The sequence below is a fragment of the Prevotella sp. AM34-19LB genome, from assembly GCF_003468525.1.
GTDB lineage: Bacteria > Bacteroidota > Bacteroidia > Bacteroidales > Bacteroidaceae > Prevotella.
On the sequence record NZ_QSIG01000038.1, the window covers coordinates 15,109 to 31,729 of the forward strand.

Below are 16,621 nucleotides of genomic sequence, written 5' to 3' on the forward strand. Positions count from 1 at the left end.
TATATTAAGTAAAAAAAATAATTTTTATTTGCATTAAGTATACAATATACCGAATCCACTAAGAAAAGATCTTTTCTATCTTTATCTCAAAGAACACCATCCGATTATCAATTTAGCTAATTGAAGATTTTCAAGATTGCGTCTCCAGGTAGACCTGGCTGCTTTTTAATCTTTTGAATTTATATATTCCTCATACTCTAATCTACACCCCTCACATAATCCCATATCATCAACTCTTGCCTCTTCGCCACATTTACAACAAACATCAGAAGAACTAAAGTTATCAGATATCGGACTAATCTTTTCAATATCTGGATCATTCAATAAATCAGCCCCACCACTCTCAACATGACCTTCATTGAATACTCCTACGGGATACTCATATGCATAAAACGATAAATTTATTTCGTTTACACAATAAGGACAATCTACACTCGATTCAGAACACCATTCAATTTCTTCACCCATTTCCCGGTCATCATAACTTGATGATTCCCAATCTAAATATAAATCATCAGTCCAAATAGAAAATTCATGCCCACAACTTTGCCATCGAAGATAAATTCTATCCCCAGAATGACTTTGAATTAATTGTCGTTCATGAGCAAGACGTCCAAGAGCATAGACAACATTATCCAATTCATCAAAAAGAGGAAGTTCATCCGGCTTCTTACCATAAAGAGCTTTAAGCTTTTCAATAAACGAAGAAGGCTTATAAAACAAAATCTTACGACCAGTCTCTTCCAGAAACTCAACAAGAAGTTCAGGCTGAGGTTTACCTTTATCTACTCCAGTTTGTTGGATCCAATCTTTCTTATTGTCATTACATACAAAAATAATATCACAAGACGATTCTTTGGCATAATCAAGAAGAGATTTCCAGATTATCAGATCACCATATTTACGAATCCCTTCTTTACCTTTTGCATCCTCATATCCAGGCGGAATTTGATTACGATAGCGAAAGTCTCCTTCTCTCATAATTTCCAAAATCGTTTTATACGAATAAGGAGAACCTGTCTTTAAGCTATTAACAAGTTCCAACAAGGAATCATTTTCTGCTATCTTATTAATTTCAGCGATTCTGGAACCATACTGGTTTCTGATTAAATCCTTAATTACTCTAATATGCTTATTAGCTTCTTCTACTTCATCTTTCAAATCTTTAAGCTGGTCAGAATCTATATAGGGATGATAATATTTATTAGTTTCCCATTGCTTTATACATTCTCTTACAGCTTTTACAAAATGACTATTTGTCACTTCAGGAAGACGATATTTCTCTACTAGCGGATTTGTTATCGCTTTTTTCCTATTGCGCAAATACTCCTCTTTTACTTGATATGGTATCCAAATTCTATCTTTTAAAGAAGACAAAATAGATACCATGGTCAGGCGATAATGGTCTGTAAGATCATACAAGCTGCACAAAGCAGAAGTATCAAAGACTATTGTGGCTTTCTGCCACAACGCATCTTCTTCCTCTTGAGTAAAATGTGGCGGTTGATAGATATCCATAATTATTCACCTTTATAAAGTTTAATAAAGCGAGCTAAATTCTTTATTTTATTTCTAAGCAACCATGAATAAAAAAGCCAATAATATGCCAAACCTTTTTTATTAAATCCACGCAACATAATTTTTCTATCATGTTTAGAATATTTCCAAGCTTTCTTCGCTCCACTAGTGGATAACCCTCCGGCAGCCATATTAGACAAGACTTTGTTTATTTCGACAAATTTTACGCCTGAATAAAAACATCTTAAAATAAAATCCTGATCTGCCGACAATCTCATTTTATCATTAAAGAGTCCCACTTTCTTGTAAATTTTTGCAGGAACGAAAGTAGCCGGATGACGTATTCCTGACATGACATATAGATGTGTCTGCTTATAAAAGGAATTTAAATTGACCATCCATTCACGCTGGATACCATTTTTATGATAAACAATTCCTCCACAATACAAGCAATCCTCATCTCTGCCATTTTCCAAAAATTTACTATATACCCAAGAAAGAGCATTTGCATCGAGCCAATCATCACTATTAACTATACCAATAATGATACCATTTGCTCGTAAGACACCTTTATTCATTGCATCATAAATTCCCTTATCAGGTTCACTTTTCCATTTTAAACGTCCCTCAAATGAAGACTCGTAACGTTTAATAATATCCAATGTACCATCATTAGAACCACCATCGACTATAATATACTCATAATCTTTAAAAGTTTGACCTAAGACAGACTTAATAGTTCGCTCAATGGTTAAAGCACTATTATAGCAAATTGTTATCAATGAAAACTGAGGGGAATTATTCATATTCATCATATTTCACTTTTCTTTTTAAGTATTGGACTTTAATTTTTGTTAAACAAAAAGAAAATATAGATATATTTTTAATACCATTCGCCATCCTCCAACATCTGAGATTATCTTGAAGGATTTTGAGAGGTGACATCATTTTTTTTACATAAAACCAAAAGTTTCTTCTACAAGCGCCAACGACATTATTCGCATGCTGACGATACAATACTGTTGGAGTATGTATAGCTAATATAATACCATCTTGTGCAGATACGGATTGGTTTAACAACATATCATGCATAGTAGCATATTCTACATTTGGAAGAGATACTTTTTTAGCCTGATTATTAAATGCCATAGCACAACCATTCGCACTATTACAAAGTACCATTTCCTCAAATGTGGAATTATCCGGTAATAAATTTGAAAATTTCCAAAAAGAATTACATATTACATTAAGATTTTGATCAACAACCTTCATATCCGTATGAACAATTATTGGTTTGCTTGTATATTGACGCTCTAACTCTATTATTCTGTTAATAGAAATTTCAACTTTATTCGGCAACCAAACATCATCATGGTCACAAAACAAATAATAATCACTTTCTACTCTTTGCAATAAATCAACAAAATTTCGATACGCCTTAAGACTTTGACCATAATTATCTAAAATCATTATCTTATTAGGATAAAGATTTTTATATTTTCTTAAAATATCAGGAGTTTTATCTGTAGAGCAATCATCTCTCACATATAAAATCCAGTCTTTATATGTTTGCTGAAGCAAAGAATCAATCTGAGCTCCAATATACTTCTCGGAGTTATATGTCGCTAATAAAATAGCAGTCTTTTTGTTTTTCATCCTAATTAAAAATTGTATGATAAGGTGTCCACAAATCTACATCTTTTGAAGATTGATATAAATTATAAACATAAAGCATTCCCGTTGCCAACAATATTATTTTTAAAATTATTTTGTTAATTTTGCTGGAAGTCTTATAAATTAATGGCACAGCTAAAAATTGTGCTAAAGTAAAAGTAGACGCAAAACGTTCGCAAAATATAACAGAAACTAATAAATTAGTTATTGCACTACCACAAACCATCATTTTAAAATAAATGTTATTTTTTGTACGTTTATTACTTCCTATCCAACAAAGTGCAACCATCGGTAGCATATGGCTCAATTGCCCAACTAAAGAGAAACCTGATTGGATATCATAACCATTACCATATTTTGTAAATTTCAATAATAAATCACTTGATGAACCCGCAAAAATTGCAGCCATAGAATTTAATATCGAATCTATACCTGTTAATGTTCCACAAAGTCCTAATATCATTGTAATTAATAAAAGACATCTTACAAACTTTTTAGTAAAAGGCCTTTTCATTAAGAAAAAGATAAACACAAAGAATATTACGAACGGATGAAAAAAGAACGCTAATAACGTTAATCCATAACTAAGCTCTCTTTTTTTATTTTGAAGAGCAACTGCTGCTAGCAATATATATACAATACCTATAGATTGTCTTGCTATATTGAAACTTTCATTAAAAAAGATGCCACATGGAATAATATACATCAATACAGATAATCCTGGGAACACTGAATATTTTCGTGAAAGATATATTAAAGGGCAATAGGTCAACAGTGCCATTAACATAAGAAAAACTGTTCCCTCATAAGGAAACAGGCTAGCGATAAGCTTTAATACGATATATAAAGGTCCCCATGTATAATCAGAGATAAATGAAGCCTCCTGATATGCTACATAATTAACTGTATCTGTACCAACATCATACGCTCTGAAACCACACATTAACATCATAATAAAAAGAAGTATCGAAGAAGTGGTTTTTTGACGTTTAATTGGTAAAAAGCAATTAAGTATTGCTAAAATAAGTATATAAATATAAGCATTCATCAGTTATTATTTTATGACAACAAAGAAAAATTTACCTAAAATATTATAAAGAATACGAGAATGGCATATTATATATTTTATCCATAACGATTTGCTCTTGTTCTTAATTATCTTAAACTTTAGCAAAGCTTCGTCTAATTTTCCAAAAGAGAATGCAACCAAAAATAAATTTCGGTTTAAATTATCATTATTATATAATTCATTTTGATTAAAGTATTCTGCAAAAAAACGAGAGATTTCAAAAGTATTTTCAACAAAAGCTTTAGTCTTTGAATAATTTGTAGAATGACTTGCAGATTCTCCTAACACTCTATATACAGCAAAAACCTCATCTTTCATATATTTAATCTTCCACCGGTATGAATAATATAACCATCTAGGATAGTCACCCATTAACCAATTTCTTGTTTCTGGTCTAATTTCTGAAAGATATTCTAATTCACATGAACGCCTCATCAGAGTTGAGGGTGTTGGTATTACATTTATATTAAGTAAATCTCTAAAACTTTCATAAGGGCCACCATCTTTTTGTGACAATATTTTTTTCTTTTGCTGAGAATAACAAGAAACAGAGCTATAACACATAGCAAATGATGAATTATTATCTAAAAATTCAACTTGTTTTTGTATTTTCTTAGATTCTATCCAATAATCATCCCCTTCACACATGGCTTCATATTCACAAAGTTCACTCCATTCAGAAATATATTCAAATTTCTTATAACTTTCTTTCTTCGAATACAAGTTTTCTTTTAATAATAAAACTGCGAAAAAACAATTTTTATTGCTATTATGTTGAGCATATATGATATTGGCATAATTAGTTTCCTTCTTATATGAGACTGAAGAATCTGAAAGATTAAAATGTCTGTCCATATAACTCTTAATAACTTTTTGTTCTTCGTCTGTAGAAGCATCATCTACAATGCAACAAACAAAAGGGAAATCTGTTTGTTGCATTGTAAAACCATTCATGGCATCTTCTATATAATCAGCCTGATTAAAGGTAAAACACCTAACACAAACTTTAAATTTTGGATAATTCATATTTGTTATTTCTTTCTATTAACCAATTTTATCACAATTGTCTTTAACTCTTTATATTCATCAAACTTGAAAATTTCGCTTATGGTTATGCATGCAACTATTCCTACTATAATCTGAAGCATCAATACTATATAATATGGTAATGACAAATATTTCAAAAAATAGACAGCCAAAGCAATAACCAATGCAGTAAAATATGAAGGTGTAATATCTCGCAATTGTTTCCAAAAAGAATAATTAAGTGTTTTACCTGTATACCATGTATTAAGATATAAACTTATAACACCTGTAAGGATTGAGGCCAATAGCATATAGTAAATACCACAAAAGATTCCTATTACTATCGGAACTATTCCAACTATTTTCTTAAGGATTTCTAAATAAAGAAATATATCACTTCGTCCTAAAACTTGAAGAATATTAAGATTGATTGCATGCAAAGGATACAAAGACATTGATATACATATTAAAGGAAGATATGTTGCAGCCTCATGCCACTTTGTGCCAATTAAAGTATATATCAATGGTTCAGAAACAGCCCCTAACGAAATCATACATACCGCCGTAACGAACATTGTAACCTTGATGACTTTTCGATATCCCTGAACCATACGTTCCTTATCATCCTGTATTTCTGCCAATACAGGATAACTAACGCGCTGGACTATTAATGTAAGATTAGATGAAAATATGCTTGCATATTCATTAGCTCTAGTATAATGTCCTAGGGTTGAAGAAGTATAGCATCTTCCTATAACAACCTGATATAATTGATTCCATACATTGTTCAAAATACCGCTAGCAAGGAGCTTCCAACCAAAGCCCCACATATACTTAAAACTATCCTTATAGAATGTAAACTTGGGCCACCATTTACTCAAAACCCACAAACATAAAGTATATAACAACTGTTTAGAAAGCTGTTGGGCAACCAAAGACCAAACGCCATATCCCATAAATGCCATAGCAATGCCAATCACACCACTAATTATGGCAGAAACTAGAGAAGCTTTAGTCTTTGTCTTGAAATCTATGTTTTTTGTGAGAATTGTTACCTGGGTTATAGACAGGGCATTAAAAAAAAGTATCAAGCCTGTAACTCGAACTAATGCTATTAATTCTACTCGATGAAAGAAATCTGAAACAAAAGGAGAACTTATAAAAAGAAGAACATATAATACTATACTAATAGCCATATTAGTCGTAAACATAGTGTTATAGTCTTCATCTGTAACATCCTTCTTACGTATCAAAGCATTGCTAAATCCACTATCAACAATGCCATTCAGTACCGTTGTAAAGATTAAGCAAATACCAATCAATCCGTATTCATCAGGTGATAAGAGTCGAGCCAATACTAAACCGACAATAAATGTTACTCCCTGTCCAAGTAAAGCATCAGCAGCACTCCACCCTACTCCTTTTATGGTTTTATTCTTTAATGATTCTTGTTGCATATTAAAAACAATAACTGCTTATGCAGTCTGTCATTTTATTTAATGAGTCCACTAATTGATTTAATGAGTCCACCATCAAAAATGTACAGAAGCTATTATCCATCCTTTAAGGGACTATCTGAATAAATAACAAATCCAATTACTAATGAATTAGTTTTATATCTAAACAGGTATTTCGCTTACACCTACATTTTTATTTAAGAAGCGTGCTAAAACAAACAAATAATCAGACAAACGATTCAAATATTGTATAGCAACACTAGCTCCTTGTTTTTTTTCGTATTTAAGACAGCGTACAACTCTACGTTCTGCTCTTCTACATATTGTACAACAAACATGACAAAGACATGCTGCTTTACAACCATTAGGAATAATAAAATGATGCAACTCTTCCAATTTCTCAGAATATTTATCTATTTCATTTTCTAATTCCAAAACACAAGAACTATCCAATACTATACTTTTAGCTTTTTCGTCTGACAGAAAACCTCCTATAAGAAAAAGTTTACGCTGGATATCAACGAGACTTAAACCATCTACCAATGAAGACAAAAGTCCTAAATATGAATTAAGCTCATCTATTGTTCCATATGCCTCGACACGTAAGTCATCTTTGTCAACGATAGTTCCTCTTGCCAAGGAAGTCTTGCCTTTATCACCTTTTCTTGTATATATTTTCATCTCTCCATGTGGTCTATTATATAATGATAACGATCTTCTGTAGAAATAATTTTTCCTTCATCATCAACAACACTGATTCCACCATTTTTAATGGCAGTTTTCCACATCGTTGCCTTAGGAAACTTATGGTTTTGATCCATCAAGTAAGGTACTGCTAAGAATCCTTCCTTAAATACACGCTCAAATCCTTCAGGAGAATATAAGTTTGGTATATTTTCTTCAAGAAGCTGAATAGCTTTGCGTGCATCATATATTAATGCCTCATATCTGTTCTGAACATCGGTGTCATGAAGCATATTTGGCACTACACCCATTTTTCTAGCAAAACGATAACGGTGTAACGCAGATAACGTAATGCGTATGCTATCTTTTATAACGGGAGGGGTAGCCAAGCGAACAGCCTCAGAATAGTTCACTACATGTATAATTTCAGGACTATTGTCATTCTCAGGTTCAAGATCATCCATCATACATGTAACAGCCGCTAGTTGAATTTTTGCCTTTTCAAGATCTGGTGCAAAATAGTCCAAACCGCCACGAGTTTGAAGGCTGACTTTAAAATTATCATCCTCCAATTCTCGAACAAGTTTTATCATACAACGCCCCTTAGCTAAATCCTGCACACCCCAAGTATATTTAGGAGTATTTAACATATTTTGGAGAATCATATGCCTAGCGCCCATTAACTTTATAGCTTTTGCTGCCAAAAAACCTGATACTATATATGTTATGTCATCTGCACCTCTGAAAGCAAAATGATGTGGAACATTTGGCTCTACAGGCTTTCCTGTAGTAACGATATATCTAACCGCTTCAAAATGCTCTCTCAAATTATCCAGCAACGTATTGTTACCTCGACCATCAAGTTCATCAAACCACCAAAAACTTAAAGCATGCCAACTAATATTTAAGCTACGCTCATGTATACGTGCCAATCCTGGGACATCTTTTGTTCCTGAATAGGTACGTACCAACATTGGTTTGGCATTCTCTCGAATCACTTGATATTCTATTTCTGAATTAACAGGGACACCACCACCATTTGGCTTGCCTTCCCAATCTTCACCAAAATTGGATTGAGTAAGCTGGGAGCTACCAATGGAGAGTACATCAAGCAAATTGGACTTAGCCAAATCCCGACACCACGAATTATACTCATTCAAAGCATCTATACGATTGGGATTATACGGGCCGGAATGAGTTCTTATGATAGGTAAGGAATGCTTTTGTCGTGCATATTCCAAACGTGCCAAATAGGAATCATTATCTTGTCCACACTCCTTATAACCAAAATGATCTTGAGAAGGCTCTAATTTCCAACGTTCACTTTCAATCAAATCTTTAGCAAAATCCCATCTCATTTTATCGTAGGGATTGTTGTTCGACAACGTAGATGGAAGGAACTCTTCGGGGACATGATACATTCTCAGCGACTCTATAGGAGTTTCATCGCCTGGGAATACAAGAATTTTACCTTCTGTCTTACCTACTATGAGTTCGCAAGTATCAGGAAGTCCTGCAAAGGAAATTTCCTTAATTGGACCACCCTGAGTAACTAGCATATTATCACTTTTTAAATGTTCATACATTGTCATAAAGTAATCACATCCATCATGAGGATCCATTCGATAACTAAAGCCTATTCTAGTTATCTTATTACTCAATAGCCAATGCTTAAATAAGCTATAATTGTTTATTTTTTGTAATTTTTCTATCGCTTCATTTACATCATCTTTTGCTAAGATTACCTTATATCCACAATCTCGCAAAAGATTAGCTATAGTATAAATGCCCATGGTATGCACATCTACTCGTGGCTTGACGAAACCAAAGACATCATTAGATACAACTTTATTTTCCATTTGATATAAAATTTAATATTTCTTTTTTAGACATTCCTGATAATCCCAAATTTTTCAATGAACGACCATTGGTATGAAAATCCATACCTAGTAACGCTTCTATGGTAATTACCATAGAGGACATAAGTGGAACATCTACTCCTGCAGCTTTACCTAATTCCATAATCGGTAGTACACCTGTAGGAATATCTTCTGTCAGCTGTCTTGTAAAAATAGAACCGGGAGCTTTTATATCGTGATACGCAGGATTGTTCTTCATTCTCTCACACAAAGAAGTTCCTTCGGTATCTTTATAGGCAAATTTTATCCACTCGTTTACACTCAATAAATCTATTCCATAAGCCTTGCCAACAGCTAAGCGCTCAGCATCAAATTTTTCTATAAAACTAGCTATTTGCTCTGTCATATCACGATAAAACCAAAATTCATCTTGACGCTCTATGGTCGCAGCATTAAATAAGCAGACACAAGGATGAAACATAGCACCTATATTTTCCAAACTAGTTTGCAACACATTCTCAGCTTTATAAAAACTTGGAAACAAAGGTTTAATTTTATCCAATATATATTGTGTATCAGCCGATGGAAGACCGGCTAAGAAGACTTCATCCTTTACCCCAATTATATTGACTACTCCATTTTTTATCAAGCGACAGGCATATACCAAAGTTTGAGCCTCGCCAAGATAATAATGCTTTGAGCAACCAGCTTGTCTCAAAGCCTGGTTAAAGACAAGTGCACCACAAGTACGGCCTGGATTAAGAACAATAATCTGGTCTTCTTCCAGAAAAGGAGCTATACTCTTGGCAACATCACGATGTGCATTGGCAACCGTTGTCACCATAATAATTTTTGATTTTTCAATGGCTTCGCCAATATCTGCAGTTATGGTATCTATCTTTCCAAAGCCATGTATACATCCTTGTAATTCGACACCACCTATTCTTTTTAATTCTTCAACTTTGGCTTCGTTAATATCATAAAGTGATGTCTCATATCCATTCATAGCCAAATAGCCGGCAATGGCCTGACCACCATTACCCGCACCTATTACAGAAACTTTCATACTATACAAGATTATGAATCATTATATCATTGCCACAAATATCCAAAACTTGAATTGATTTATCTGCTAAAGCAATCTTATGCTTCAATTCTTCTTTTGTAGTTGCCGTAACTAAATATCCCAAAGAACGATCGCCACTCGTTTCACTCTTACTAATTTCCATCCCTTTGGTTTTGTACACAAAATATTCATCAATTATCTTGTTTTGTTTCAATTCCTCCAACCCTTCTATATGGTCCAGAATGCCAGGATAGCAATAAGAATAAATCATTTTGCAATAATTCACTTGTTTAGCAGGAGTTATAACAGGATAGCTTCCCAATATGCGATCCACATACTTGGACATGATATCTACACCAGAAAGAACCTCTATGAGTTTATATTTAGAGCCTCCCCCCATACGAGCACTAAACTCAATGACATTCATTTCATTGCCTTTAATAATCAATTGAATTAACAGTGGGCAATTGTCCAAATTGAAGGCCATAGCAATATCCCCTGCAATTTTAATTAACTTTTCCTTTTGAATATCGTCTATAACAGGATAGGAGCTTCCTAAAATTGTAAAGGAATTACGATTTGGAATCTTGAAAGAATTAGTTGCACTTAAATATTTTGCAATACCATTCTCTATATAAAAATCTGCAGAAATCTCATCACCGATTTTAAATTCTTCTACAATTGCGGTTTTTGTTCTACTATATTCTATTGCTTCTTTAAGATATTTAGGAAACTCTTCTATACTGTCAACTCGCTTTACACCCTTAGAAGAATTACAATCAACAGGTTTTACCACAACGGGGAATGTGAAGTCTGAAACAGCGCTTAAATCTATCTTATCTAAGATTTTAAATTTTGCTGTAGGAATGTCATGCTGCATCATGACATTTTTCATATAGGATTTGTTGGTCACATTCAAAGCTGTTTTATATGATATATAACAAGGCAGTCCTAAATCTTCAGAAACCTTGGCCATAGTCAATAATGCCTGATCGGTACATGCAGTACATACTAAATCAACATTTTCTTCTATAGCAATACTTTTAACCCTATCTACATCTAGAGTGCTAGCAACAATATGCTTTGAAGCATAGTTTTTCGCAGGAGGATTTTGAAAATAGTCTACTAAGATTGTTTCATGACCTCTTTTCTTCAACTCCTTAATCAATGCTATTTGATCAGATCCACCAGCTAATACCAATATTTTCATATTATTTTTTTTAAATGTAGGATAATTATCTCGTATTATACGAGCTGGACTTCCAGCAACGATTACATGAGAGGGAACATCATGTGTAACTAAGCTTCTTGCTCCTATAATAGAGCTTTTGCCAATATTCTTAACTTTTGAAGATACAACTAACGCACCTTGGCCAACAAACGTAAAATCCTGAACTTCTGCATAAGCACCCAAAATAGCACCACCTGCAAAAAAACAATTTTTTCCAATTTTCGTATTATGTGAAATGTTAACATGCGAAAGCAATGTCGTATTTTCTCCAATAACAGAATCTGCTTGTACATAAGAAAAAGGATAGATATAAACGCCAACAGATGAAATCCTTGCAAAATGCGAAATAACAGCAGTAGGATGAATTAGTGTTGGTACTTTGCCATTCATGGATATTATTTTATGAGCTAGTTCTGCTCTCTTTTGGCTATCCCCCATCGTTAATAAGAAAGACATACCTTCTAGAGTTTCTTTTTTCCAAAGATCATCAAAAGAACCTAATATTTTGAATCCATGATCCTGTTCTCCAGTTCTACTATCATCGAAATGATAAAGACCCTCTATAACATAATCACAAGCTAAAGCCAAATCGATACAAACTGGCGTGTTATGCCCTATGCCTAATGCGAAAATTTTCTTAAGAGCCATATCTTTTTATCATTTTATGATACAATCCAATGTTCTCTGAATATCATCATCACTCAATGCATGATGCATAGGCAAACAGATTACACTATCTGCCATCTTATGAGCATTTGGCAAATTCGTAGGATCAGCACTTTCCAAGCCACGATAGGTAGAGAACTCACTAATCAATGGGTAGAAGTAACGACGGCCCAATACATTCTGAGACTTCATCTTCATATAAAGCTCATCACGAGTCATACCATACTTCTGTGCATCGATGAAAATCGGGAAGTAACTATAGTTATGACGAACGCCAGGCGTATCATCAAAGAAAGAGATTCCTTCTACATTGCGCAAAGCCTCACGATACTTAATTGCAGCCTGATGGCGAGCTCAATAGCAGCATCAACCTGCTTCAAATTGAGCAAACCGTATGCACTACGCATCTCGTCCATCTTACTATTGATACCAGGACCAACAACCTCAGTCTCTCCTGCAAAACCGAAGTTCTTCAAGTAATCGATACGCTTCTTGGTTTTCTCGTCGTGCATAATCAATGCACCGCCTTCAATAGTATTATATACCTTTGTGGCATGGAAACTCAAAGTACTCATATCTCCAGCATTCAAGATGCCTTCGCCATTCACTTCAACACCGAAAGCATGAGCTGCATCATAAATGACCTTCAAACCATACTTATCAGCTATTTCTTGAATTGCCTTTGTATCGCATGGCTTACCATATACATGTACAGGCATAATTGCTGTTGTTCTCGGAGTAATAGCTGCCTCAATTTTGTTTGGGTCGATATTACCTGTTGAAGGGTCAATATCTACGAAAACAGGCTTACAGCCGTTCCACCAAATACTGTGAGTAGTAGCAACAAAGCTATAAGGTGTGGTAATCACCTCACCAGTTATACGAAGAGCCTGCAATGCTGTAAGCAATGGTAATGTACCATTTGTAAAGAGGCTGACATAAGGAACCTTGAGGTATTCTGCAAGCGCAGCCTCCAGTTTCTTGTGATAATCACCATTATTCGTTATCCACTTGCTGTCCCAGATTTTCTGGAGTTCAGCGTGAAAATCATCCAAATTTGGCAGTAACGGAGAGGTTACTGTTATTATTTTCTTATCCATAAGATATATGAATTAAAAGTACTCTGTATTATTTTTTAATAATAAAGAAATATATAGATGTTTAAAATTCTAAATTTTGTTTTAATGTATCCTCTCTTTCACCAAGTATTGAAAGCAAATACTTACCATAATCGTTCTTCAACATTGGCTGTGCATTTTCCTTCAGCTGTTCTGCAGTAATCCATCCCTGGCGATATGCTATACCTTCCAAGCATGCCACCTTCAAGCCTTGGCGTTTCTCCAAAACTTCAACAAAGGTAGATGCCTCAGAAAGAGAATCATGGGTTCCAGTATCGAGCCAAGCAAAACCTCTAGCCATCGTCTGTACCTTCAACTCCTTATCTTTTAAGAACTCTTGATTAACGGTTGTAATTTCCAATTCTCCACGAGCGGAAGGTTTTATGTTTTTGGCTACTTCTACGACTTTATTAGGATAGAAGTAAAGACCAACTACTGCATAATTACTCTTTGGGTGCTCAGGCTTCTCTTCAATGCTTAAGCAATTTCCTTGTTCGTCAAACTCAGCAACGCCATAGCGTTCTGGATCACTTACCCGATAACCAAAAACGGTTGCCTTGTTATTCTGCTCGGCATCAACTACTGCTTGATATAGCATCTGATTTAAGCCTGCTCCATAAAAGATGTTATCGCCCAAAACGAGACAGGCAGAATCGTTACCAATGAACTCTTCACCGATAATGAAGGCTTGTGCCAAGCCATCAGGTGATGGCTGCTCAGCATACTCAAACTTTACTCCAAATTGACTTCCATCTCCTAAGAGGCGTTTGAAACCAGGTAAATCGCAAGGGGTTGAAATAATCAATATCTCACGAATACCAGCCAACATCAATACCGAGATAGGATAGTATATCATCGGTTTATCGAAAATTGGAATAAGCTGCTTACTGATTCCTTTTGTGATAGGATACAAACGTGTACCGCTACCACCTGCTAATACGATTCCCTTCATTGCAATTATTTGTTTAGTGAGAAGGATTATAATTATTTGTATAAATCAACATTGATATCGAAAGGACTGTCGAAATCCTTCAACATCGCATGCTTTGTATCTTTCTCTGAAAGATTAGCGTGTTCTGTAGGAATCTTCCAATCAATACCCAGAGATTCATCTAAGATAGAGATACCTCCATCTGCTTCTGGATGATAGAAGTTGTCACACTTGTATTGGAAGACAGCTGTCTCTGAAAGTACTGCAAATCCATGAGCAAAGCCCTTTGGGATAAAGAACTGGACATGATTGTCTTCTGTCAATTCTACAGCCACATGCTTTCCATAGGTTGGAGACCCCTTGCGGATATCAACTGCCACATCGAGCACTCGACCCTTTACGCAACGAACCAACTTGCTTTGGGTGTAAGGTGGACGCTGGAAATGCAAGCCTCGCATGACACCATAAGAGCTCATACTCTCATTGTCTTGGCAAAAATGAACACTGTGTCCCAGAATTGGGGCTACTTTTTCTTCAAACTCTCGTTCGCTGAAGCTCTCGAAGAAATATCCTCGAGCATCGCGGAAGAGGCGTGGCTCTATAATGAGAACGCCATCAATTTCTGTTTTAATTATATTCATAATAATATATTATTCTAAATAACAGCCCTACTGAGCTATATTTGCCCCACCTATCTTCAATAGTCATTACGACCCCTTCGGTTCCCCTTATAGGGGACAGAAACCCCTGCGGGAGGGTCCTTACCCCTATACCCAAGCCCTAAATCCCTACCATAGGGATTAGGGATGTAACCGCCATACTCGGTGCTATTTGTTCGAAAACCTACCCGTCCTTCCTTACCGTTAAGGAAGGCTCCACCTCTCATCTCGGTCTTCTCCCCTCAGGGAAGAAGAGGAAAACCGCCCTACTCGGTGCTCGGAACCGCTACGCTCTTAGGTTGGCGGACCATCAGAGGTCTACGCCAGGTTTTGCGGGATGGGACCGGATGGTATTGCAAAGAATAAAGCTTATCACAATTTAGACCTTCTTCCAAATTTTAGAATTTCTTTATTTCTTGCAAAGCAATCTTGATGAATGCAGCATTGAACATCTTGCCTTTACGAATGCTCCATTCCTTCATCTCATGCTCAAGGTAACCGGCAATTTCTTTTTCATCAGCATTCTCCCACCCCTTTAACTCGGGCTTGTTCTCCAGCAAATAATCTACCGTGGAGAGCAGTTCTAATGAATAATTGGAATAATTGCCTCTGAGAAAGTGCATTGCCTTATCGCAAATATCTTGCAAACTTCTATCCTTATAATTATCTACATATTTCTGCGCCTCTGCAGCAGCATCCTCCGTCAACCAGATATAGTCAAATGGCCGTGCACTCATACCTCCCATTCCTTTCACATAGCTTCCATTCATGTAATAAAGAACATGTGCCACCTTTCCTCCGGAATATGGACCATAATAGTAGGGCTTGAAATCTATCCGAAAGTAATTCTTTGCTCCATATCGCTGCATAAAATATATCAGTTTCTCTGCAGCAAAGACAGAGGCAAACTCTCCTTCTCTATTCATATCGGCAAACATCAGCAGAAGCATAGCTCTAGCTGGCGTCAGCTTCACACGCTCTGTTTTCATGCGCTCCACTATGGCATCTGATGGTTCATACAAATAAATATCACAGTCTATCGAAGAAAGCGATTGCTCTATCATCTGTTTAACACGCAACCAATCAAGGCCACCATTGTGTGAACCTAGTGGAGGGATTGCAATAGAACTAATATGACGGGTTTCAATTTCCTTGCGAAGCGATTGTAGTCCCTGCTTTATATATGAATATTCAGAAGGCAACCTCCAATGAGTCTTTGTCGGGAAATTCACAATTAACTTTGGTCCACTAGTCAAGTTTGAATCCTTTACAATAAGCATGTCTCCAATTCGCATCTCTTTTTTCTGACAAGCTTTTTTATACACACGGAAATTTTCAGGGAAAGCCTCCTTGAACTGCAAGGCAATACCCTTACCCATCACCCCAACTGTATTTACCGTGTTGACCAAGGCTTCTGCCTCGCTCTCCAATAGATTTCCTTTAACGTAATGTATCATAGTTCAGCTTATTAAAAATAAAACCCTGGCTTAACTACTATTAACTCTGCAGCAACACCAATGTTTATAAGACGTGTTTTTGCCGTTTCATTATAAACCTAAAATCCGCAACTATCATCCAATACACGATTAAGGGTAGATTTATGAGTCGTTAGTAGCAGCTTTCAGTAAAAAGCAACAGCACAACATCAATATGTAGCCACCAT

General features: G+C 35.4%; 13 protein-coding genes and 1 pseudogene. All 14 read right to left on the reverse strand.

What is annotated here, in order from left to right; genetic code table 11:
• Positions 1-165: 165 nt before the first annotated feature.
• Positions 166-1,518 (reverse strand): PIN domain-containing protein, encoded by a 1,353-nt coding sequence (locus DW830_RS11490; RefSeq protein WP_119250011.1) that lies wholly within the window; start codon positions 1,516-1,518, stop codon positions 166-168.
• Positions 1,519-1,520: 2 nt separating this feature from the next.
• Entirely contained in the window at positions 1,521-2,333 is an 813-nt protein-coding gene (locus DW830_RS11495; protein WP_119250012.1) for a glycosyltransferase family 2 protein, read from the reverse strand.
• Positions 2,317-3,174, reverse strand: coding sequence for a glycosyltransferase family 2 protein (locus DW830_RS11500; protein ID WP_119250013.1), 858 nt, complete (start codon positions 3,172-3,174; stop codon positions 2,317-2,319). Before DW830_RS11500 ends, DW830_RS11495 begins: the two co-directional genes overlap by 17 nt.
• 1 nt (position 3,175) lies before the next feature.
• Positions 3,176-4,240 carry an EpsG family protein gene (locus DW830_RS11505; protein WP_119250014.1) on the reverse strand — a complete coding sequence of 355 codons (1,065 nt, stop codon included), beginning with the start codon at positions 4,238-4,240 and terminating at the stop codon, positions 3,176-3,178.
• A gap of 6 nt (positions 4,241-4,246) precedes the next feature.
• The gene (locus DW830_RS11510; RefSeq protein WP_119250015.1) at positions 4,247-5,287 is read right to left on the reverse strand and encodes a hypothetical protein; all 1,041 of its coding nucleotides are present in this window, start codon (positions 5,285-5,287) and stop codon (positions 4,247-4,249) included.
• Between the two features lie 5 nt (positions 5,288-5,292).
• Positions 5,293-6,744: a lipopolysaccharide biosynthesis protein gene (locus tag DW830_RS11515; protein WP_119250016.1), complete on the reverse strand. Its 1,452-nt coding sequence runs from the start codon at positions 6,742-6,744 to the stop codon at positions 5,293-5,295.
• A gap of 162 nt (positions 6,745-6,906) precedes the next feature.
• Entirely contained in the window at positions 6,907-7,425 is a 519-nt protein-coding gene (locus DW830_RS11520) for a cob(I)yrinic acid a,c-diamide adenosyltransferase (protein WP_119250017.1), read from the reverse strand.
• Positions 7,422-9,287, reverse strand: coding sequence for a cobalamin-binding protein (locus DW830_RS11525; RefSeq protein WP_119250018.1), 1,866 nt, complete (start codon positions 9,285-9,287; stop codon positions 7,422-7,424). Before DW830_RS11525 ends, DW830_RS11520 begins: the two co-directional genes overlap by 4 nt.
• Positions 9,277-10,353, reverse strand: coding sequence for an NAD/NADP-dependent octopine/nopaline dehydrogenase family protein (locus tag DW830_RS11530; protein ID WP_119250019.1), 1,077 nt, complete (start codon positions 10,351-10,353; stop codon positions 9,277-9,279). Before DW830_RS11530 ends, DW830_RS11525 begins: the two co-directional genes overlap by 11 nt.
• A gap of 1 nt (position 10,354) precedes the next feature.
• The gene (locus DW830_RS11535; RefSeq protein WP_119250020.1) at positions 10,355-12,232 is read right to left on the reverse strand and encodes an ATP-grasp domain-containing protein; all 1,878 of its coding nucleotides are present in this window, start codon (positions 12,230-12,232) and stop codon (positions 10,355-10,357) included.
• 9 nt (positions 12,233-12,241) lie between these two features.
• Positions 12,242-13,350, reverse strand: a pseudogene (locus DW830_RS11540) (DegT/DnrJ/EryC1/StrS family aminotransferase).
• 61 nt (positions 13,351-13,411) lie between these two features.
• The gene (gene rfbA, locus DW830_RS11545) at positions 13,412-14,320 is read right to left on the reverse strand and encodes a glucose-1-phosphate thymidylyltransferase RfbA (protein WP_119250021.1); all 909 of its coding nucleotides are present in this window, start codon (positions 14,318-14,320) and stop codon (positions 13,412-13,414) included.
• 32 nt (positions 14,321-14,352) lie between these two features.
• Positions 14,353-14,940 carry a dTDP-4-dehydrorhamnose 3,5-epimerase gene (gene rfbC / locus DW830_RS11550; RefSeq protein WP_119250022.1) on the reverse strand — a complete coding sequence of 196 codons (588 nt, stop codon included), beginning with the start codon at positions 14,938-14,940 and terminating at the stop codon, positions 14,353-14,355.
• A 416-nt stretch (positions 14,941-15,356) separates the two neighbouring features.
• Positions 15,357-16,415: a macro domain-containing protein gene (locus tag DW830_RS11555; protein ID WP_119250023.1), complete on the reverse strand. Its 1,059-nt coding sequence runs from the start codon at positions 16,413-16,415 to the stop codon at positions 15,357-15,359.
• Positions 16,416-16,621 lie beyond the last annotated feature (206 nt).

Excerpts from the sequence above, each read along its gene's own strand:
- DW830_RS11495 (WP_119250012.1), bottom strand. The coding sequence starts at position 2,333 with ATGATGAATATGAATAATTCCCCTCAGTTTTCATTGATAACAATTTGC.
- DW830_RS11535 (WP_119250020.1), bottom strand. The coding sequence starts at position 12,232 with ATGGCTCTTAAGAAAATTTTCGCATTAGGCATAGGGCATAACACGCCA.
- DW830_RS11505 (WP_119250014.1), bottom strand. The coding sequence starts at position 4,240 with ATGAATGCTTATATTTATATACTTATTTTAGCAATACTTAATTGCTTT.
- DW830_RS11500 (WP_119250013.1), bottom strand. The coding sequence starts at position 3,174 with ATGAAAAACAAAAAGACTGCTATTTTATTAGCGACATATAACTCCGAG.
- rfbC (WP_119250022.1), bottom strand. The coding sequence starts at position 14,940 with ATGAATATAATTAAAACAGAAATTGATGGCGTTCTCATTATAGAGCCA.
- DW830_RS11525 (WP_119250018.1), bottom strand. The coding sequence starts at position 9,287 with ATGGAAAATAAAGTTGTATCTAATGATGTCTTTGGTTTCGTCAAGCCA.
- DW830_RS11520 (WP_119250017.1), bottom strand. The coding sequence starts at position 7,425 with ATGAAAATATATACAAGAAAAGGTGATAAAGGCAAGACTTCCTTGGCA.
- DW830_RS11530 (WP_119250019.1), bottom strand. The coding sequence starts at position 10,353 with ATGAAAGTTTCTGTAATAGGTGCGGGTAATGGTGGTCAGGCCATTGCC.
- rfbA (WP_119250021.1), bottom strand. The coding sequence starts at position 14,320 with ATGAAGGGAATCGTATTAGCAGGTGGTAGCGGTACACGTTTGTATCCT.
- DW830_RS11555 (WP_119250023.1), bottom strand. The coding sequence starts at position 16,415 with ATGATACATTACGTTAAAGGAAATCTATTGGAGAGCGAGGCAGAAGCC.
- DW830_RS11510 (WP_119250015.1), bottom strand. The coding sequence starts at position 5,287 with ATGAATTATCCAAAATTTAAAGTTTGTGTTAGGTGTTTTACCTTTAAT.
- DW830_RS11490 (WP_119250011.1), bottom strand. The coding sequence starts at position 1,518 with ATGGATATCTATCAACCGCCACATTTTACTCAAGAGGAAGAAGATGCG.
- DW830_RS11515 (WP_119250016.1), bottom strand. The coding sequence starts at position 6,744 with ATGCAACAAGAATCATTAAAGAATAAAACCATAAAAGGAGTAGGGTGG.